At 58.8% G+C, this 18,288-nt stretch carries 18 protein-coding genes; 1 reads left to right on the top strand and 17 read right to left on the bottom strand.

Annotated elements, in window-relative coordinates; translation table 11 throughout:
- Nucleotides 1–5 precede the first annotated feature (5 nt).
- The 17 genes from ACMGG8_RS03805 to ACMGG8_RS03725 form a co-directional block, all read right to left on the bottom strand.
- Nucleotides 6–773, bottom strand: a complete 768-nt coding sequence (locus ACMGG8_RS03805; RefSeq protein ID WP_047306719.1) for a DeoR/GlpR family DNA-binding transcription regulator — start codon at nt 771–773, stop codon at nt 6–8.
- Nucleotides 774–960: 187 nt separating this feature from the next.
- The gene (gene glmU / locus ACMGG8_RS03800) at nt 961–2,328 is read right to left on the bottom strand and encodes a bifunctional UDP-N-acetylglucosamine diphosphorylase/glucosamine-1-phosphate N-acetyltransferase GlmU (RefSeq protein ID WP_060841843.1); all 1,368 of its coding nucleotides are present in this window, start codon (nt 2,326–2,328) and stop codon (nt 961–963) included.
- A gap of 116 nt (nt 2,329–2,444) precedes the next feature.
- Complete coding sequence (locus ACMGG8_RS03795; RefSeq protein ID WP_058438442.1) at nt 2,445–2,870, bottom strand: F0F1 ATP synthase subunit epsilon; 426 nt, start codon at nt 2,868–2,870, stop codon at nt 2,445–2,447.
- A 45-nt stretch (nt 2,871–2,915) separates the two neighbouring features.
- The gene (gene atpD, locus ACMGG8_RS03790) at nt 2,916–4,292 is read right to left on the bottom strand and encodes a F0F1 ATP synthase subunit beta (RefSeq protein WP_007924510.1); all 1,377 of its coding nucleotides are present in this window, start codon (nt 4,290–4,292) and stop codon (nt 2,916–2,918) included.
- Between the two features lie 27 nt (nt 4,293–4,319).
- The gene (atpG, locus tag ACMGG8_RS03785; RefSeq protein ID WP_016964880.1) at nt 4,320–5,180 is read right to left on the bottom strand and encodes a F0F1 ATP synthase subunit gamma; all 861 of its coding nucleotides are present in this window, start codon (nt 5,178–5,180) and stop codon (nt 4,320–4,322) included.
- A 50-nt stretch (nt 5,181–5,230) separates the two neighbouring features.
- Nucleotides 5,231–6,775 carry a F0F1 ATP synthase subunit alpha gene (gene atpA / locus ACMGG8_RS03780; RefSeq protein WP_016964879.1) on the bottom strand — a complete coding sequence of 515 codons (1,545 nt, stop codon included), beginning with the start codon at nt 6,773–6,775 and terminating at the stop codon, nt 5,231–5,233.
- 21 nt (nt 6,776–6,796) lie between these two features.
- The gene (locus tag ACMGG8_RS03775; RefSeq protein WP_016964878.1) at nt 6,797–7,333 is read right to left on the bottom strand and encodes a F0F1 ATP synthase subunit delta; all 537 of its coding nucleotides are present in this window, start codon (nt 7,331–7,333) and stop codon (nt 6,797–6,799) included.
- Nucleotides 7,334–7,345: 12 nt separating this feature from the next.
- The gene (locus ACMGG8_RS03770) at nt 7,346–7,816 is read right to left on the bottom strand and encodes a F0F1 ATP synthase subunit B (RefSeq protein ID WP_011064385.1); all 471 of its coding nucleotides are present in this window, start codon (nt 7,814–7,816) and stop codon (nt 7,346–7,348) included.
- A gap of 57 nt (nt 7,817–7,873) precedes the next feature.
- Entirely contained in the window at nt 7,874–8,131 is a 258-nt protein-coding gene (gene atpE, locus ACMGG8_RS03765; RefSeq protein WP_002555987.1) for a F0F1 ATP synthase subunit C, read from the bottom strand.
- A gap of 133 nt (nt 8,132–8,264) precedes the next feature.
- On the bottom strand, nt 8,265–9,137 hold the full coding sequence (gene atpB, locus ACMGG8_RS03760) for a F0F1 ATP synthase subunit A (RefSeq protein ID WP_060841844.1): 873 nt from the start codon (nt 9,135–9,137) through the stop codon (nt 8,265–8,267).
- A 16-nt stretch (nt 9,138–9,153) separates the two neighbouring features.
- Nucleotides 9,154–9,561, bottom strand: coding sequence for a F0F1 ATP synthase subunit I (locus ACMGG8_RS03755; protein WP_414159192.1), 408 nt, complete (start codon nt 9,559–9,561; stop codon nt 9,154–9,156).
- 148 nt (nt 9,562–9,709) lie between these two features.
- On the bottom strand, nt 9,710–10,582 hold the full coding sequence (locus ACMGG8_RS03750; RefSeq protein ID WP_047306723.1) for a ParB/RepB/Spo0J family partition protein: 873 nt from the start codon (nt 10,580–10,582) through the stop codon (nt 9,710–9,712).
- A 9-nt stretch (nt 10,583–10,591) separates the two neighbouring features.
- Nucleotides 10,592–11,389 carry a ParA family protein gene (locus tag ACMGG8_RS03745; RefSeq protein WP_060841845.1) on the bottom strand — a complete coding sequence of 266 codons (798 nt, stop codon included), beginning with the start codon at nt 11,387–11,389 and terminating at the stop codon, nt 10,592–10,594.
- Between the two features lie 18 nt (nt 11,390–11,407).
- Nucleotides 11,408–12,043, bottom strand: coding sequence for a 16S rRNA (guanine(527)-N(7))-methyltransferase RsmG (gene rsmG / locus ACMGG8_RS03740; RefSeq protein WP_173655969.1), 636 nt, complete (start codon nt 12,041–12,043; stop codon nt 11,408–11,410).
- Nucleotides 12,044–12,048: 5 nt separating this feature from the next.
- The gene (gene mnmG / locus ACMGG8_RS03735; protein WP_060841847.1) at nt 12,049–13,941 is read right to left on the bottom strand and encodes a tRNA uridine-5-carboxymethylaminomethyl(34) synthesis enzyme MnmG; all 1,893 of its coding nucleotides are present in this window, start codon (nt 13,939–13,941) and stop codon (nt 12,049–12,051) included.
- A 943-nt stretch (nt 13,942–14,884) separates the two neighbouring features.
- A complete protein-coding gene (locus tag ACMGG8_RS03730) occupies nt 14,885–15,709 on the bottom strand; it encodes a phytanoyl-CoA dioxygenase family protein (protein WP_414159918.1) in 825 nt (274 codons plus the stop codon).
- A 10-nt stretch (nt 15,710–15,719) separates the two neighbouring features.
- Complete coding sequence (locus ACMGG8_RS03725; RefSeq protein WP_414159191.1) at nt 15,720–17,126, bottom strand: amino acid permease; 1,407 nt, start codon at nt 17,124–17,126, stop codon at nt 15,720–15,722.
- 293 nt (nt 17,127–17,419) lie between these two features.
- Here ACMGG8_RS03725 and ACMGG8_RS03720 point away from each other — a divergent pair, with 293 nt between their 5' ends.
- Nucleotides 17,420–18,253, top strand: a complete 834-nt coding sequence (locus tag ACMGG8_RS03720) for an AraC family transcriptional regulator (RefSeq protein ID WP_414159190.1) — start codon at nt 17,420–17,422, stop codon at nt 18,251–18,253.
- Nucleotides 18,254–18,288: the final 35 nt, after the last annotated feature.

Below are 18,288 nucleotides of genomic sequence, written 5' to 3'. Positions count from 1 at the left end.
CTCTCCTAGCTGACAGCCGCGCAAATCAGAGTTATGCCGCGGGCCTGGATTTGGTCGCGGACCTCTAAGGGCAGGCGATCATCGGTAATTAGGGTATGGACGCTGCTCCATGGCAGTTCCAGATTGGGAATTTTGCGGCCGATCTTGTCGGATTCGACCATCACCACCACTTCACGAGCCACTTCGGCCATGACCCGGCTCAACCCCAGCAGTTCGTTGAAGGTCGTAGTGCCGCGGGCCAGGTCGATGCCATCGGCACCGATAAACAGCTGGTCGAAGTCGTATGAGCGTAGAACCTGTTCGGCCACCTGGCCCTGGAACGACTCGGAATGGGGGTCCCAGGTACCGCCGGTCATCAGCAGCACCGGCTCGTGCTCCAGCTCGCTCAGGGCGTTGGCCACATTCAGCGAGTTGGTCATCACCACCAGGCCCGGCTGCAGGCCCAGTTCGGGGATCATCGCGGCGGTGGTGCTGCCGCTGTCGATGATGATCCGCGCGTGTTCGCGGATGCGCTGCACTGCGGCGCGCGCGATGGCCTGCTTGTAGAGAGACACCGGTTGGCCGAGGTCGCTGACCAACTCCTGGGGCATGGTGATGGCGCCACCGTAGCGACGCAGCAGCAAGCCATTGCTTTCCAGGGCGGCCAGATCCTTTCGAATCGTAACTTCTGAGGTTTCGAAACGCTTGGCCAAGGCATCAACACTCACTTCGCCCTGTTCGTTGAGCAAGGCGAGGATGTTGTGGCGGCGTTGGGGTGTGTTGCGTTTCGACATGGCGACTTAAGTTTCGATTCGAAAGATAACAGGCGCAATAGAAACCTATGATCGAAACTTCGTCAAGCGGAGGAAGTGAAAAAATCGCAGTTGTCGGGTGGGAAGTTATCCACATTCAGCCAGCTCCTACCGCTGAGCGTAGGAGCCGGCCGACCGGCGAACAGGTCCGCTGCGGTTGTGGATAACCTCAGTCCTTCTTGATCTTCTCCGGCCGTTTCCAGCCGTCGATGTTCTTCTGTCGTGCCCGACCCACCGCCAGCTGGGCTGGCGCCACGTTCTGGGTGATGGTGGAACCGGCCGCGGTGGTGGCACCGGACAAGATATCCACAGGCGCCACCAGGGAGTTGTTGGAGCCGATGAACACGTCTTCGCCCAGCACCGTCTTGTGCTTGTTCACCCCGTCGTAGTTGCAGGTGATGGTGCCGGCGCCGATGTTGGTGCGGGCGCCGATCACTGCGTCGCCCAGGTAGGTCAGGTGGCCGGCTTTGGCGCCCTGGCCCAGGTGAGCGTTCTTCAGTTCGACGAAGTTACCCACATGGGCACGGGCCTCCAGCACGGTGCCGGGACGCAGGCGAGCGAACGGGCCGGCATCGCTGCCCTCGCCCAGTACCGCGCCATCCAGGTGGCTGTTGGCCTTGATCACCACGCCCTTGCGCAGGGTGCTGTCCTTGATCACGCAGTTGGGGCCGATCACCACGTCGTCCTCGATCACCACCCGGCCTTCGAGAATCACGTTGATATCGATCAGCACGTCGCGGCCGACCGTGACTTCGCCACGCACGTCGAAACGCGCGGGGTCACGCAGGGTCACGCCCTGGGCCATCAACCGGCGCGCGGCGCGCAGCTGATAGTGGCGCTCCAGCTCGGCCAGTTGCTTGCGGTCGTTGGCGCCCTGCACTTCCATGGCGTCGTGGGGCTGTTCGGTGGCAACGATCAGGCCGTCGCTGACCGCCATGGCGATCACGTCGGTGAGGTAGTACTCGCCCTGGGCATTGTTGTTGGACAGACGGCCGGTCCAGTCACCGAGGCGTTGGCCGGGGACCGCAAGAATCCCGGTGTTGCCCTCGGTGATCGCGCGTTGGGCCTCGTCGGCATCCTTCTGCTCGACGATGGCGGTGACCTTGCCACTGGCGTCACGGACGATGCGCCCGTAGCCGGTCGGGTCATCCAGCTCGACAGTGAGCAGGCCCAGTTGCTCCGGCCCCGCTTGCTTGAGCAGGCGCTGCAGGGTCTCGACTTCGATCAGTGGCACATCGCCGTAGAGGATCAGCACCGTGTCGGCCGTGATGAACGGTACGGCCTGGGCCACGGCGTGGCCGGTGCCCAACTGCTTGTCCTGCAGCACGAAATTCAGATCATCGGCCGCCAGGCGCTCGCGCACCGCATCCGCACCGTGGCCGATCACCACGTGGATGCGCTGTGGATCGAGTTGCCGGGCGCTGTGGATAACATGCCCGAGCATGGAGTTGCCGGCGACCGGGTGCAGCACCTTGGGCAGCGCCGAACGCATACGAGTGCCTTGACCCGCGGCGAGGATAACGATTTCGAGAGACATGACTGGCTACCAATCCTGGGGGGTCGGCGACTGCGACCAAGGGGGGGTGAATGGCGGAAAATAAAAAGGGTAGCCGAGGCTACCCTTTTTAAGCAATCACACAGAAAGCCTGCGACTTAGCCGCCGAACTTCTTGCGGATCTGCTGGACGGTACGCAGCTGAGCTGCGGCCTCGGCCAGACGTGCAGCAGCAGAACCGTAGTCGAAATCTGCGCCTTTTTCATTCAGGGCCTTCTCAGCAGCCTTGACGGCTTCCTGAGCGGAGGCTTCGTCCAGGTCGGCAGCACGTTGCACGGTGTCGGCAAGAACCTTGACCATGTTCGGCTGAACCTCGAGGAAACCACCGGAGATGTAGAACACCTCGGTTTCCCCGCCCTGCTTGATCAAGCGGATCGGACCTGGCTTCAGGTTGGTGATCAGCGGTGCGTGACCCAGAGCGATACCAAGATCACCCAGCTCACCGTGCGCAACCACCATCTCCACCAGACCGGAGAAGATTTCCCCTTCCGCGCTGACGATATCGCAATGGACTGTCATAGCCATCTGCTTGCCTCAACCTAAATTAGCGCCCGTTGCCGGGCGCCGGGATTACAGTTTCTTGGCTTTCTCGATCGCTTCTTCGATGCCGCCGACCATGTAGAACGCTTGTTCTGGCAGGTGGTCGTAGTCACCGTTGAGGATGCCTTTGAAGCCAGCGATGGTGTCTTTCAGGGAAACGTATTTGCCTGGAGAACCAGTGAAGACTTCAGCCACGAAGAACGGCTGCGACAAGAAGCGCTGGATCTTACGAGCACGGGATACCAACTGCTTGTCGGCTTCCGACAGCTCGTCCATACCCAGGATCGCGATGATGTCCTTCAGCTCTTTGTAACGCTGCAGTACGTACTGAACGCCGCGAGCGGTCTCGTAGTGTTCGTTGCCGATCACGTTCGGGTCCAGCTGACGGGAAGTCGAGTCCAGTGGGTCTACCGCTGGGTAGATACCCAGGGAAGCGATGTCACGGGACAGAACGACGGTGGCGTCCAAGTGGGCGAAGGTGGTCGCTGGCGACGGGTCGGTCAAGTCGTCCGCAGGTACGTATACCGCTTGGATCGAGGTGATCGAGCCTTGCTTGGTCGAAGTGATACGTTCTTGCAGAACGCCCATCTCTTCAGCCAGGGTCGGCTGGTAGCCTACTGCGGAAGGCATACGGCCCAGCAGTGCGGATACTTCGGTACCGGCCAGGGTGTAACGATAGATGTTGTCGACGAACAGCAGAACGTCGTTACCTTCGTCACGGAACTTCTCGGCCATGGTCAGGCCGGTCAGCGCTACGCGCAGACGGTTTCCTGGTGGCTCGTTCATCTGGCCGTAGACCAGAGCAACCTTGTCCAGAACGTTGGAATCCTTCATCTCGTGGTAGAAGTCGTTACCCTCACGAGTACGCTCACCCACACCGGCGAACACGGAATAACCGCTGTGCTCGATGGCGATGTTACGGATCAGTTCCATCATGTTTACGGTCTTGCCCACACCGGCACCACCGAACAGACCCACTTTACCGCCCTTGGCGAACGGGCAAACCAGGTCAATTACCTTGATCCCGGTTTCCAGCAGGTCGTTGCCGCCTGCCTGTTCTGCGAAGGAAGGAGCTGGACGGTGGATGCCCCAACGCTCTTCTTCACCGATAGGACCGGCTTCGTCGATTGGGTTGCCCAGTACGTCCATGATCCGGCCCAGGGTCGCTTTACCGACCGGTACGGAGATGGCTGCGCCAGTGTTGTTGACGTCCAGACCGCGCTTCAAGCCTTCGGTGGAGCCCATCGCAATGGTACGCACCACGCCGTCGCCCAGCTGTTGCTGAACTTCCAGAGTGGTTTCGGCGCCTTGAACCTTCAAGGCGTCGTAGATGCTCGGTACGCTGTCGCGTGGAAATTCCACGTCGATAACGGCGCCGATGATTTGAACGATACGTCCGCTACTCATAGCTGGATCCTCTGAATATTTGAACCGTTAAACCGCGGCAGCGCCGCCGACGATTTCCGAGATCTCTTGGGTGATCGCAGCCTGACGCGCCTTGTTGTAGATCAGCTGCAAATCGCTGATCAAGTCACCGGCGTTGTCGGTAGCGTTCTTCATTGCGATCATCCGCGCGGCTTGTTCAGCTGCGTTGTTCTCGACCACCGCCTGGTAGACCTGCGACTCCACGTAACGGACCATCAAGCCGTCCAGCAGCTCCTTGGCATCCGGTTCGTAGAGATAGTCCCAGTGGTGCTTGAGTTCTTGATCCGGGGTTGCCTCCAGTGGAATCAACTGCTCCACGGTCGGCTGCTGAGTCATGGTGTTGATGAACTTGTTGGATACCACGGACAGGCGGTCAATCCGGCCTTCCAGGTACGCATCCAGCATCACCTTGACGCTGCCGATCAGATCGTTGATCGACGGCTCTTCACCCAGATGGCTGATAGCTGCAACGACGTTACCGCCGAAGTTGCGGAAGAAGGCCGCACCCTTGCTACCGACCACACACAGATCGATCTCGACGCCTTGTTCGCGGTTTACCGCCATGTCCTTGACCAGGGCCTTGAACAGGTTGGTGTTCAAGCCACCACACAGACCACGGTCACTGCTCACCACGATATAACCGACGCGCTTGATAGCACGGTCGATCATGAACGGGTGACGATATTCCGGGTTGGCGTTGGCCAGATGACCAATAACCTGGCGGATGCGCTCCGCATAAGGACGGCTAGCAGCCATGCGCATTTGTGCCTTGCGCATTTTGCTGACCGCCACTTTTTCCATGGCGCTGGTAATTTTTTGCGTGCTTTTGATGCTCGCAATCTTACTGCGAATCTCTTTTGCGCCTGCCATGTAACACCTATCAGGTTAGCAAGCGGGAGCCTTGCGGCTCCCGCTGCGGCTTACCAGGTTTGGGTGGCTTTGAACTTCTCGATACCGGCTTTCAGGCCAGCGTCGATTTCGTCGTTGAAGTCACCCTTCACGTTGATCTTCGCCATCAGGTCGGCGTGATCGCGGTTGAAGTAAGCAATCATGGCCTGTTCGAAGCTACCAACTTTGGCAATCTCGACGTCCGTCAGGAAGCCACGTTCAGCGGCGTACAGGGACAAGGACATGTCGGCGATGGACATCGGCGCATATTGCTTCTGCTTCATCAGCTCGGTAACGCGCTGACCATGCTCAAGTTGCTTACGGGTCGCTTCGTCCAGGTCAGAAGCGAACTGGGCGAATGCCGCCAGTTCACGGTACTGAGCCAGAGCGGTACGGATACCACCGGACAGCTTCTTGATGATCTTGGTCTGAGCGGCACCACCCACACGGGATACCGAAACACCGGCGTTCACAGCAGGACGGATGCCCGAGTTGAACATGGCCGATTCCAGGAAGATCTGACCGTCGGTGATGGAGATCACGTTGGTCGGAACGAACGCGGAAACGTCGCCAGCCTGAGTTTCGATGATCGGCAGAGCGGTCAGGGAACCGGTCTTGCCAGTCACTGCGCCGTTGGTGAACTTCTCTACGTACTCTTCGGAAACGCGGGATGCGCGCTCCAGCAGACGGGAGTGGAGATAGAACACGTCACCTGGGTAGGCTTCACGGCCTGGTGGACGGCGCAGCAGCAGGGAAATCTGGCGGTAAGCCACTGCTTGCTTGGACAGATCGTCATAAACGATCAGCGCGTCTTCACCGCGGTCGCGGAAGTATTCGCCCATGGTGCAACCGGAGTACGGTGCCAGGAATTGCAGTGCAGCCGATTCCGAAGCACTGGCCGCCACGATGATGGTGTTGGCCAGAGCGCCGTTTTCTTCCAGCTTGCGAACCACGTTGGCGATGGTCGATTGCTTCTGACCGATCGCTACGTATACGCAGAAAATGCCGCTGTCTTTCTGGTTGATGATCGCGTCGATCGCCAGAGCGGTCTTACCGATCTGACGGTCACCGATGATCAGCTCACGCTGGCCACGGCCGACTGGGATCATGGCATCGACAGCCTTGTAGCCAGTCTGTACAGGCTGGTCTACCGACTTACGCCAGATCACGCCTGGAGCAACTTTCTCGACCGCGTCGGTCTCGGTGTTGTTCAGCGGACCTTTGCCGTCAACTGGGTTACCCAGTGCGTCGACTACGCGACCCAGCAGTTCCTTACCAACCGGAACTTCGAGGATGCGGCCGGTGCACTTGGCGCTCATGCCTTCAGCCAGAGTGGTGTATGCGCCCAGTACTACGGCACCTACAGAATCTTGCTCAAGGTTGAGGGCCATACCGTAGACGCCGCCCGGAAACTCGATCATCTCGCCGTACATAACGTCGGCCAGACCGTGAATCCGCACGATGCCGTCAGATACGCTGACGACAGTGCCTTCGTTACGGGCTTGGGAGGTCACATCGAGCTTGTCGATGCGGCCCTTGATAATTTCACTTATTTCGGAAGGATTGAGTTGCTGCATTGCTCTGCTGCCCCTTCAAACTCAAGATTTCAATGCTTCGGCAAGGTTCGCGAGTTTGCCGCGAATCGAGCCATCGATAACCAGGTCGCCGGCGCGGATTACGACACCACCAATAAGGCTGGCATCCTCCGCAGCGTGCAGTCGCACTTCCCGGCCGAGCCGTGCACTGAGAACCTTGGCGAGTTTGTCTTGCTGTTCTTGGTTCAATGCGAACGCACTGGTCACATCCACATCCACCGATTTCTCTTGCTCGGCCTTGTACAGGTCGAACAGAGCGGAAATCTCCGGCAACAGCAGGAGACGGTCGTTTTCGGCGGCAACGTGAATGAAATTCTGTGCCTGTGCATCAAACTTGTCGCCACACACTTCGATAAAAGTGTTGGCCTTTTCTGCGCTCGTCAGTCGCGGGGCCTTAAGCACGCGCTGCATGGTGTCATCTTGTGACACCGCTGCAGCCAGGCCGAGCATGGCTGACCAAGAGGCCAGCTGCTGGTGGGCCTGAGCGTGCTCGAAGGCCGCCTTAGCGTAAGGTCGGGCCAACGTGGTCAGTTCTGCCATGATCGCCCTCGCTTAAATTTCAGCAGCCAGTTTGTTAACCAGCTCTGCGTGCGCGTTTTGATCGATTGTGGCACCCAGGATCTTCTCTGCGCCGTTGACTGCCAGGCTACCCAGTTGGGCACGCAGCGCGTCTTTGACACCGTTCAGTTCCTGTTCGATCTCGGCCTGAGCCTGAGCCTTCACACGTTCAGCTTCGACACGAGCCTGTTCACGGGCTTCGTCGACGATCTGAGAACCGCGCTTCTTGGCTTGCTCAATGATTTCAGCTGCCTGAGCTTTAGCTTCGCGCAGTTGCTGACCCGCTTTGTCTTGGGCCAGTTCCAGGTCACGAGCTGCTCGGCTGGCAGCGTCCAGTCCATCCGCGATCTTCTTTTGACGTTCGTGCAAAGCAGCAATGACCGGAGGCCAAATGAACTTCATGCAGAACAATACAAAAATTAAGAACGCAACGGACTGGCCAATCAGGGTTGCATTAATGTTCACGCCAACACCTCGCTCGTTCGTTGTCCGTCACACCAATCAACTCGAATACTCGAGTGATTAGCCAGCGAGTTGACCAACGAAGGGGTTTGCGAAGGTGAAGAACAGAGCGATACCAACACCGATCATGGTTACGGCGTCGAGCAGACCGGCAACGATGAACATTTTAACTTGCAGCATTGGAACCATTTCTGGTTGACGCGCAGCGCCTTCCAGGAACTTGCCGCCCAGCAGGCCGAAACCAATTGCGGTACCCAGTGCGCCCAGGCCGATCAACAGTGCAACAGCGATAGCGGTTAGACCAACTACAGTTTCCATCTTTCCTCCCGACTTTTACGTCGTATGGTTTAGGTTTTTTAGATTAAAGCGGTAAAACAAATCGTTTCATCAAGCCCGAGAAGGGCCCCCTCTCGCCGCAACGAGAGGGACATCAGACTAGTCGAGACTGGTCTTAATGGTTCTCTTCGTGTGCCATCGACAGGTAGACGATGGTCAGCATCATGAAGATAAAGGCCTGCAGGGTGATGATCAGGATGTGGAACACAGCCCACGCCCATTGCAGAACCACACCCATGCCGCTGAGCCACAGCAGGCCGCTGCCGAACATCACAGCGATCAGGATGAACACCAGTTCGCCGGCATACATGTTGCCGAACAGACGCAGTGCCAGAGAGATAGGCTTGGCTACCAGGGTCACGAACTCCAGCAGGAAGTTCACCGGAATCAGCAGCGCCTGAACCAGAATGTTCTTGCTGCCGAACGGATGCAGGGTCAGTTCGCCGATGAAGCCGCCGAAACCCTTGACCTTGATGCTGTAGAAAATGATCAGCGCGAACACCGACAGGGCCATGCCCAGGGTGGCGTTCGGGTCAGTGGTGGACACAGCACGGAATGGAATGTGCGGATCGCCCGAGATCAACATGGCCAGTTGTGGAATCCAGTCCACCGGTACCAGGTCGATGGCGTTCATCAGGAACACCCAGACGAAAATGGTCAGTGCCAGCGGTGCGATCACCGGGCTGCGACCGTGGAAACTGTCCTTCACGCTGCCATCGACGAAGCCAACCATGACTTCAACGAAGTTCTGCAAAGCGCCCGGCACGCCGGAAGTCGCCTTCTTGGCCGCCATGCGGAACAGAAGAATGAAAATCACACCCAGTGCGACAGACCAGCCGAGGGTATCGACGTGGAATGCCCAGAAGCCCATTTGCTTGGCTTCTGCTGCGGAGTGGGCAAAGCCCCAGCTCCCATTGGGTAGCTGACCGAAGGTCAGGTTCTGCAAGTGGTGCTGGATATAGCCCGAAGCGGTTGTTTCTGCTGACATGGTTGCCTCAAACGCCCTAAGGTCTCGAAAGTCTTGTTCTCATTAGCAGGGGAGCGAACCAGCTGACCAGTTGGGTCAGCACGAAGACGCCGAATACAGCCAGCGGCGCCAATGGCTTCACACCTGCGAACGTCAGTGCAAACAGCACAGCCGTCAAAATCAGTTTGCCCGCCTCACCGGCATAAAAAGACCGGACGATGGCTTGGGCCGCTCGGGCGCCGGAAAACCGAAATGCCCTGTGAGCGAAATACACATTGGGTAGCAAGGCTATCAGTCCTCCGCAAAGGCCTGAGTATCCGGCTACGACTCCACGCCATTGCCAGAGCGCCAGAGCGGCTATCAGTAGAATGACCAACTGAGCCAGTAACACCGGAAAAACCGCCAAGCGATGAAACGGCAAGCGGTTTGGCGTGCAGGTTTCCATCGCTCTTGCTCCTCAAGGGTCGGCTGCCAGAATTCAATAACTTGGCATAATTTGTGCCGACAAAATGCGCGCAGAGTATAGGGGCGGTTCAGCCCCTATTCAACTGCCGGGTAGTGATTTCCGACTGCACGCTACATAAGGAAATGTTTCAGCGGATGTGGGCAAGGACACCTTGCAGCTCGTCCAGGGAGTTGTAGCCGATCACCAACTGTCCCTTGCCCTTCTTTCCGTGGCGGATCTGCACCGCAGAGCCTAGGCGCTCGGCCAGGCGTTGCTCGAGACGGGCGATATCCGGGTCTGGCTTGACCGGTTCAGCAGGCTCCTGTTTTCCACTCAGCCACTGGCGAACCAGGGCTTCGGTCTGGCGTACGGTGAGGCCTCGTGCGACAACGTGTCGCGCCCCTTCAACCTGTTGATTTTCCGGCAATCCGAGCAAGGCCCGGGCATGACCCATTTCCAGGTCGCCGTGGGACAGCATGGTCTTGATCACCTCAGGCAAGGCAATCAGGCGCAGCAGGTTGGCCACGCTGACGCGGGACTTGCCCACGGCCTCGGCGACCTGCTGCTGGGTCAGTTGGAACTCCTGTTGCAGACGCTGCAGGGCCACCGCTTCCTCGATGGGATTGAGGTCTTCGCGCTGGATGTTCTCGATCAACGCCATGGCGATGGCGGTTTCATCCGGCACATCGCGAACCATCGCCGGGATGGTTTCCTGGCCAGCCTGCTGGCTGGCACGCCAGCGACGTTCGCCGGCGATGATCTCGAAACGACCACCACCGATAGGGCGCACCACGATCGGCTGCATCACGCCCTGGGTCCTGATGGAGTTCGCCAGTTCTTCCAGCGCCTGAGGGTCCATGTCCCGGCGCGGCTGGTACTTGCCGCGCTGGATCAGGTCCAGGGGCAGGTGCTGCAACTCGCGCTGGTCGGCCTGCACCGCTTGTTCTTCAAGGGCGCTGACAGTCGGACCACTCAACAGTGCATCCAGTCCACGTCCGAGACCACGTTTCTTGACGGCCATGGGGATTCCTTAAGTTGGCTGGGCGGCTGCGGCGCGGGATTGTTTACGTTGCCGGCGAACCATCTCGCCCGCCAGGGCCAGATAGGCCAGCGCGCCACGGGATTGTTTGTCGTACGCCAATGCCGGCATGCCGTAGCTCGGCGCCTCGGCCAAACGGATGTTGCGCGGAATCACGGTGTCGTACAGCTGATCACCGAAGTGTTCCTTGAGCTGTGCGGAAACATCGTTCATCAGGCTCAGCCGCGGATCGAACATGGTCCGCAGCAAGCCTTCGATCTTGAGTTGCGGATTGAGCAGTTCAGCGATGCGCTTGATGTTATCCACAAGGTCGCTCAAGCCTTCCAGCGCGTAGTACTCGCACTGCATGGGGATAATGACCCCATCGGCGGCCACCAGCGCGTTGAGGGTGAGCATCGACAGCGACGGCGGGCAGTCGATCAGAATGTAGTCGTAGTTCTCGCGGATCGGCGCCAGGGCGCTGCGCAGACGGCTTTCCTTCATCTGCATTTCCAGCAGAACCACTTCCGCCGCGGTCAGGTCGCGGTTGGCCGGCAGCAGTTGATAACCGCCGTGCTCGGAGAAGTGCATGGCCTGGGCCAGGTCGCATTCGCCGATCAGCAGGTCATAGACCGAGTTTTCCAAACCATGTTTATCCACACCGCTACCCATGGTGGCGTTGCCCTGTGGATCAAGATCGATCAACAGCACCCGGCGCTTGGTCGCTACCAGGGATGCTGCGAGGTTGATGCAGGTGGTGGTCTTGCCCACGCCACCTTTCTGGTTCGCTATCGCGAATACCTTAGCCATTCTTGCTTGTGTTCCCAATCATGCCGTGCGGCGCAGTATCAGCAGATGGCGTTGGCCTTGGCAACCGGGTACGGCCAAGGCGTGTTCGCTATCGAGGTGGAAGTCTGCCGGCAATGCTAACAGCTCATCAGAGGGATGGACGCCCTTCATTGCCAGCCAGCGTGTATCGCGGTCGCCCAGGTGGCGGGTCCAGCTGGTGAAGTTCTCCATGCTGCTGAATGCCCGGGAAATGATCCCGTTGAACGGCAATTCAGGGGTGAAGGCTTCGACCCGGCTGTGGATAACTTGCAGGTTATCCAGCTTGAGTTCGAGTTTGACCTGAGTCAGAAAGCGGGTTTTCTTGCCGTTGCTGTCCAGACAGGTGACTTGCGACTCGGGAAACAGGATCGCCAGAGGGATACCGGGCATCCCGCCGCCGCTACCGACATCCAGCCAGCGACCGTTTTCGATGAACGACATCACGCTCAGGCTATCGAGCAAGTGACGAGAGACCATTTCGTCGGGATCGCGTACCGCGGTCAGGTTGTAAGCCTTGTTCCACTTGATCAACAGGGCCAGGTAACCCAGCAGCAGTTCGTGCTGGGTTGCGCTCAGATTGACACCGAGCTGGCGTGCACCTGTGGATAACTCGTCCGCGTGTTGCGAGGTGACCATTGAACTCAAGCGCTTTGCTCCAACTGACGGCCGGCGCCGCGTTTTTTCAGGTGAATCATCAACAGGGAAATGGCCGCCGGGGTAACGCCCGGGATCCGCGACGCCTGGCCCAGGGTTTCCGGACGGGTCGCGCCGAGCTTGCTCTGGATTTCCTTCGACAGTCCGGAAATGCCGGTGTAATCGATATCCACAGGCAGTTTGGTGTCTTCACTGGCGCGCAGACGGGCAATTTCGTCCTGCTGACGATCGATGTAGCCGGCGTACTTGGTCTTGATTTCGACCTGTTCGGCCACTTGTGGATCTTCAGCGCCCTGCCCGGTCACTTCGACCAGACCAGCGTAGTCGATTTCCGGACGGCTCAGCAGATTCAACAGGTTGTACTCATGAGTCAGCGGCGTGCCGAATTTCTGGGCGATCGCATCGCCCTGTTCGGTGCCCGGACGGACCCAAGTGGACTTCAGGCGTTGCTCTTCCTGGGCAATGCCTTCGCGTTTCTTGCAGAACGCCGCCCAGCGCACGTCATCCACCAGCCCCAGTTCGCGGCCCTTCTCGGTCAGGCGCAGATCGGCGTTGTCTTCCCGCAGAATCAGGCGGTATTCGGCCCGGGAAGTGAACATCCGGTACGGTTCCTGGGTACCCAAGGTAATCAGGTCATCGACCAGCACACCGATGTAGGCCTCATCGCGACGCGGGCACCAGCTGTCTTTGCCCTTGGCGCGCAAGGCGGCGTTGGCCCCGGCCAGCAGACCTTGGGCACCGGCCTCTTCATAACCGGTGGTGCCGTTGATCTGGCCGGCGAAGAACAGACCGCCGATCACCTTGGTTTCCAGGCTGTACTTGAGGTCGCGGGGATCGAAGTAGTCGTATTCGATGGCATAGCCGGGACGCACGATATGGGCATTTTCCATGCCGCGGATCGATTGCACGATCTGCAACTGCACGTCGAACGGCAGGGATGTGGATATCCCGTTCGGGTACAGCTCATGAGTGGTCAGGCCTTCAGGTTCGATAAACACCTGATGGCTTTCCTTGTCGGCAAAACGATGGATCTTGTCTTCGATCGACGGGCAGTAACGCGGGCCAATGCCTTCGATCACGCCGGAGTACATCGGCGAACGATCGAGGTTCGAGGCGATGATCTCGTGGGTGCGGGCGTTGGTGTGGGTAATCCAGCAACTGACCTGTTGCGGATGCTGTTCTTTCGAGCCGAGGAACGACATCACCGGAATCGGTGTATCCCCAGGCTGTTCGGTCATGACCGAGAAATCCACAGATCGGCCATCGATGCGTGGCGGAGTACCGGTTTTCAAGCGGCCAACCCGCAGTGGCAACTCCCGCAGACGTTGTGCGAGGGCGATAGAGGGCGGATCACCCGCACGGCCGCCGGAGTAGTTCTGCATGCCAATGTGGATAAGTCCGCCGAGGAAGGTCCCGGTGGTCAGTACCACGGACTCGGCGAAGAAGCGCAGTCCCATCTGGGTGACCACGCCCCGCACCTGATCCTGTTCCACGATCAGGTCATCAGCGGCTTGTTGAAATATCCACAGGTTGGGCTGGTTCTCGAGAATCTCGCGCACCGCGGCCTTGTACAGAACGCGGTCGGCCTGGGCGCGGGTTGCGCGCACGGCTGGGCCTTTGCGGCTGTTCAACACACGAAACTGAATACCACCTTTATCGGTAGCCATGGCCATCGCGCCGCCGAGGGCATCGATCTCCTTGACCAGATGGCTTTTGCCGATCCCGCCAATCGCGGGGTTGCAGCTCATTGCTCCGAGGGTTTCCACGTTATGCGTCAGCAACAGGGTTTTGGCCCCCATGCGTGCTGATGCAAGTGCTGCCTCGGTACCGGCATGACCGCCGCCGATGACGATCACTTCAAAACGGGAAGGGAAATCCACCACGCACCTCGTGCCTGCTTCAAGTAGGAGTAATTAGGAGTAGTTGTCGGGTTGGTTTTTGGACCAAGGCGGCAAGTATAGGGACTTAGCCCTTCCTAAAGAACCCTTTGCACAAAATTTAACCAGCTGTGGATGAATCACGGTCAATAGAAATTAAAAGAGAGAAATTTATTAAATCCTTGTTTTTATGTTTATTCTTATGCACATGCCTTTCTGTGGATAGATCGCTACAGCCCTTCATATTCAATATGTACAGAGGTTTTAAACTCTGTGGTTAGGTGGCCAGGAGGCCCTTGGATAAGCGGTTTAAACCTGTGGATGAATGGGGTGGTTATCCACAGAGCGGTTTTTCCTCAGTTTTGAAGCCCGGTTATCAACCGAGCTGGAGGGCAGTTATTCACAGGGCTTAATCCACAGAAAAAAGCCGTGCCCGGGGTCATCCGGACACGGCTCTGGCTTGCAGCGCATTCAATGGTTATCAGAGAGGGAGCAGAAACAGACAGGCCGCAGGAGCCTGTCTGTGGATAAGCGGTATTACTCGGGCCGTTTGACCAAGCGCCCCTGGACCCACCAGCTCAATCCCAGCAGCACAACCACCAGCAGTGCCCAATACTGCTTGGTGCCGCTTGGGGTCGCTTCGCTCACCGGCGCGTCCACTGCTCTATCGGCGGATGCAGACGGCCCAGCCACTCTTCCATCGTCGAGAGGGGCGACTTCAGTTTCTGCGGTGACAGACGTGGCCACCTGCTCTGGCGCAGGGGCCTGATTCGAAGAAAGCTGAGCCCAGGTGCCTTGGCAGACAAGGCTCAGACCGAGTACCGCGAGATAGCTAAAAAAGCGCATAAACACCTTCCATCCATTTGAGGCAGCGATCGCGCATGCTGGTCGGGGTTTGGTTGTATGCCTATCAGCTGATTCCGATTCTGCCGCGGGCCACAACGGCTTAAAACCGCGACCGCTCCGTCCATAGGCAAGGAAAGAGTTCATGTTCCATCGGCGCCCCGGCCGGCAGTTGCGAGGCCAGCCCGGGAAACTCCGGTGACGTGCGCCAGGGCCTGGGGGCATGTCGCATGTCCTCCCCCAGAAAGCGCAGGGAGAAGGCACGTCGTCGCCGATCGCCACCGACACCACCGGCCGCATGCAAGGTCAGCATGTGGAAAAACACCGAATCCCCGGGCTGCAGGTCCCAGCCAAGAATGTTCCATGCGCCTCGATTGGCCTCGATGTCCGGAAGATCCGCGAGGCTGCCTTCGGGGAACCACTTGGCCTGGTTATCCAGGAAGGTTCGGGGCATCAGCCAGGGCCCCAGGTGCGAACCGGCGACAAACTCCAGGGTCGACTCCCGCGCAACCGGGTCCACAGGCATCCACATGCTGCAGTTCTGTCGCCCCTCGACGTTGTAGTAGGGCTGGTCCTGATGCCAGGGAGTGCGCTGCCGGGTATTGGGTTCCTTGACCAGCAGATGGTCGTGATACAGCCGAGCCTGTGGACAACCCATCAACTGCGCGGCCACATGGCCAACCCGGCTGTCGAAGATGAAGCGTCGATAATCGGGATTCTCTTGCCAGTTGCAGAAGTCCTCGAAAAACCAGCCGGGATCGTCGGGCTGGCTGGCGACCTTGGCCCGCTCGCTGGGTTGCGCCAGATTGTGTTCGATACCCCGCTCCAACAGCGCCACTTCATCTGCGCTGAACAACTGGCGAATGCACACCGCTCCATCACGCTGGAAGGCTTCCACGGTGGCAGGCGGCAACTCGAATGTTCGCATGGACATGTCCCTATTCATGAGTTTCAAGGCCAGGCTCGGTCGCAACCCCGTGCACAGCGACCGGTCTGATCCAGATCCAGTAGGCCAGTGACAGCAGTGCGAGCCAGCCCACTCCCACATACAGCGCCAGGCGTGTGTCGGCAAAAGCCCCCAGCACGACAAAGATGAACAGCATGAAAACCACGGCGCAGGCCTGGCCGGCGATTCCCAGGGGCACCGGAAACTGCAGCTCGCGGACTTCCCGGGTTGTCAGGCTCCGGCGCATGGCAATCTGCGACAGCAGAATCATCAACCAGACCCAGACCACGGAAAACGTCACCAGGGAAGCAAAGATCAGGAACAGTCGCTCCGGCACCCAGTAATTGAGGAGCACTCCCAGCAGCAGCGCCAGCGACATCACCAGCACCGTCATCCAGGGCACGCCGAAGCGTGAGGTTTTGGCAAATACCGCCGGCGCCTGACCGATGGCGGCCATGCCGTACATCATGCGGCCGGCACTGAAGATATCGCTGTTGATGGCCGACACCACCGCCGAAATCACCACGATGTTCAGCACCGTGGCCGCCGAATCTATCCCCAGGCTGCTGAAGATCTGCACGAACGGGCTGCCATGGCTGCCGATGCTCGACCAGGGGGCCAGCGTCAACAGGATCAGCAAGGTGAACACGTAGAAGATCAGGATCCGCAATGGCACCGAGTTGATGGCCTTGGGAATCATGCGTTGCGGATCCTTGGCCTCGCCGGCAGTGATGCCTATGACTTCGATTCCGCCAAAAGCGAACATGACAATGGTGAAGGAGGCGATCATGCCCTCGACGCCATTCGGGAAAAAACCGCCGTATTCCCAGAGATTGCCCAGCCCCCCACGGCTTTGTTCGCCTCCGAGCTGGATGCCGAAGAACAGCAGGGTAAAACCGCCGACGATCATGGCCACGATAGCGCCCACCTTGAGCATCGACAGCCAGAACTCCAGCTCGCCGAACACCCGGACGCTGCACAGGTTCAAGGCGCCGATCCCCAGGACGATGCTCAGTACCCAGATCCACCTGGGGGTTTCGGGAAACCACAGGCCCATGTAGACGCCAAAGGCGGTGACATCCGCCAGGCACACCATGAGCATCGAGAAGGCGTAGCTCCAGCCGGTCAGGAAACCCGGGAAACGCCCCAGGTAGGTGCTGGCGTATTGTCCGAAGGAGCCGGAAACCGGTGTCCTCACCGCCATTTCCCCCAGGGCGCGCATGGTCAGGTAGATGGCCGCTCCGCCAATCAGGTAGGCCAGCAGAACCGAAGGGCCGGCCCGTTGGATCGCCGCCGCCGAACCGTAGAACAGGCCCGTGCCGATGGCAGAACCCAACGCAATGAAGCGGATATGCCGGGTACTCAAGCCACGGTGCAATGCAGAATTCGCGTTAGCCATTTCTATTCCTTGAATGCCGGACCGTTTCCTCAGGTGTACAAACCTGTCCATCCACCAGGATGCAAATCAGGTACCACTTGGGAAACTCACTAAAAAACCGCAAAAAGACCGTTTTTTGCGGAAAAACAAGGAAAAATGCCCCATCTTCGAAAGAGGGTTGTTACTCAAGACCGCAGCTTAGTCAGCTGACGCGCGGGAGGGGAGGCAAAGGTAACGTCGCTCTCCCCTGAGTCGGTAAAAATCGCAAAATCTGCAAATCTGCCGTCGCTACAGTGGAGTGCCAAGGAGGCCTTATGAAACCTGCAACCCGAATCCATTACGGCCAGCGCATGGAGCCGGTGCTGCGTTGGCTGGCAAGCCATCCACACAGCGATCCGGACCTGTACCACCTGGCGGACCTGGCCTGTATGTCGGCTTACCACTTTCACCGCATTTACCGCGCGATGATGGGAGAAACGCTGAACGCCACGGTGCAACGGATGCGCATGCATCTGGCCGCCGCGGCGCTGGCAGGTACCCAAGAGGACCTGGCCGAGGTGGCCTTGCGTGCCGGGTACGAATCGGGAGCAGCCTTCAACCGGGCATTCTCTGGCGTTTTCGGGTTGCCACCAGGGCGTTATCGCGCAACCCGTTCCCGTCCTTTCGACCCCAAGGAGTCAAATATGTACCCCATTACCGTTGAACATTTCCCCGGCGTTGTCCTGGCGGCATTGCCTCATCAGGGTTCCTATCAGGAAATCGGTCCGGTGTTCGCCCGTGTGTTCATGTTGGCCGCCAGCCAGGGGCTCATGCACCCGACCGCCTGCGGGTTCGGTGTGTACTTCAACGATCCCGAGCAGGTTCCGACCGAGCAATTGCGTTCCCTGGCCGGAGTTTGTGTCGCGCCTGATGCCGATCTGGGTGAAACGCTGGAAAGGTTCGAAATCCCTCAAGGGCGCTACGCCATCCTGAATTACGTTGGCCCCTACAACGAGATGGGCAAAGCCTATGCCTGGATGTTCTCCGAGTGGCTGCCGGACAGTGGCCTGACACCGGGGAATTTTCCGATGTTCGAAGAGTACGTAAACGATCCGCGCACCACGCCGCCCGCACAGCTGCAGACACGAATCTACCTGTCAGTGGAGTAAATCCGAGCGCTACCGGCAGGGCTGTGGATAACCTC

Origin of the sequence: Pseudomonas sp. BNK-45, from assembly GCF_047456255.1 — a bacterium.
Classification (GTDB): Bacteria; Pseudomonadota; Gammaproteobacteria; order Pseudomonadales; family Pseudomonadaceae; genus Aquipseudomonas.
This window is presented reverse-complemented; position numbering and strand designations above follow the sequence as displayed.

What these genes read in the sequence shown, in the direction of transcription:
- ACMGG8_RS03805 (WP_047306719.1), bottom strand. Translation starts at nt 773, where the DNA reads ATGTCGAAACGCAACACACCCCAACGCCGCCACAACATCCTCGCCTTG.
- glmU (WP_060841843.1), bottom strand. Translation starts at nt 2,328, where the DNA reads ATGTCTCTCGAAATCGTTATCCTCGCCGCGGGTCAAGGCACTCGTATG.
- ACMGG8_RS03795 (WP_058438442.1), bottom strand. Translation starts at nt 2,870, where the DNA reads ATGGCTATGACAGTCCATTGCGATATCGTCAGCGCGGAAGGGGAAATC.
- atpD (WP_007924510.1), bottom strand. Translation starts at nt 4,292, where the DNA reads ATGAGTAGCGGACGTATCGTTCAAATCATCGGCGCCGTTATCGACGTG.
- atpG (WP_016964880.1), bottom strand. Translation starts at nt 5,180, where the DNA reads ATGGCAGGCGCAAAAGAGATTCGCAGTAAGATTGCGAGCATCAAAAGC.
- atpA (WP_016964879.1), bottom strand. Translation starts at nt 6,775, where the DNA reads ATGCAGCAACTCAATCCTTCCGAAATAAGTGAAATTATCAAGGGCCGC.
- ACMGG8_RS03775 (WP_016964878.1), bottom strand. Translation starts at nt 7,333, where the DNA reads ATGGCAGAACTGACCACGTTGGCCCGACCTTACGCTAAGGCGGCCTTC.
- atpE (WP_002555987.1), bottom strand. Translation starts at nt 8,131, where the DNA reads ATGGAAACTGTAGTTGGTCTAACCGCTATCGCTGTTGCACTGTTGATC.
- atpB (WP_060841844.1), bottom strand. Translation starts at nt 9,137, where the DNA reads ATGTCAGCAGAAACAACCGCTTCGGGCTATATCCAGCACCACTTGCAG.
- ACMGG8_RS03755 (WP_414159192.1), bottom strand. Translation starts at nt 9,561, where the DNA reads ATGGAAACCTGCACGCCAAACCGCTTGCCGTTTCATCGCTTGGCGGTT.
- ACMGG8_RS03750 (WP_047306723.1), bottom strand. Translation starts at nt 10,582, where the DNA reads ATGGCCGTCAAGAAACGTGGTCTCGGACGTGGACTGGATGCACTGTTG.
- ACMGG8_RS03745 (WP_060841845.1), bottom strand. Translation starts at nt 11,389, where the DNA reads ATGGCTAAGGTATTCGCGATAGCGAACCAGAAAGGTGGCGTGGGCAAG.
- rsmG (WP_173655969.1), bottom strand. Translation starts at nt 12,043, where the DNA reads ATGGTCACCTCGCAACACGCGGACGAGTTATCCACAGGTGCACGCCAG.
- ACMGG8_RS03730 (WP_414159918.1), bottom strand. Translation starts at nt 15,709, where the DNA reads ATGCGAACATTCGAGTTGCCGCCTGCCACCGTGGAAGCCTTCCAGCGT.
- ACMGG8_RS03725 (WP_414159191.1), bottom strand. Translation starts at nt 17,126, where the DNA reads ATGGCTAACGCGAATTCTGCATTGCACCGTGGCTTGAGTACCCGGCAT.
- ACMGG8_RS03720 (WP_414159190.1), top strand. Translation starts at nt 17,420, where the DNA reads ATGAAACCTGCAACCCGAATCCATTACGGCCAGCGCATGGAGCCGGTG.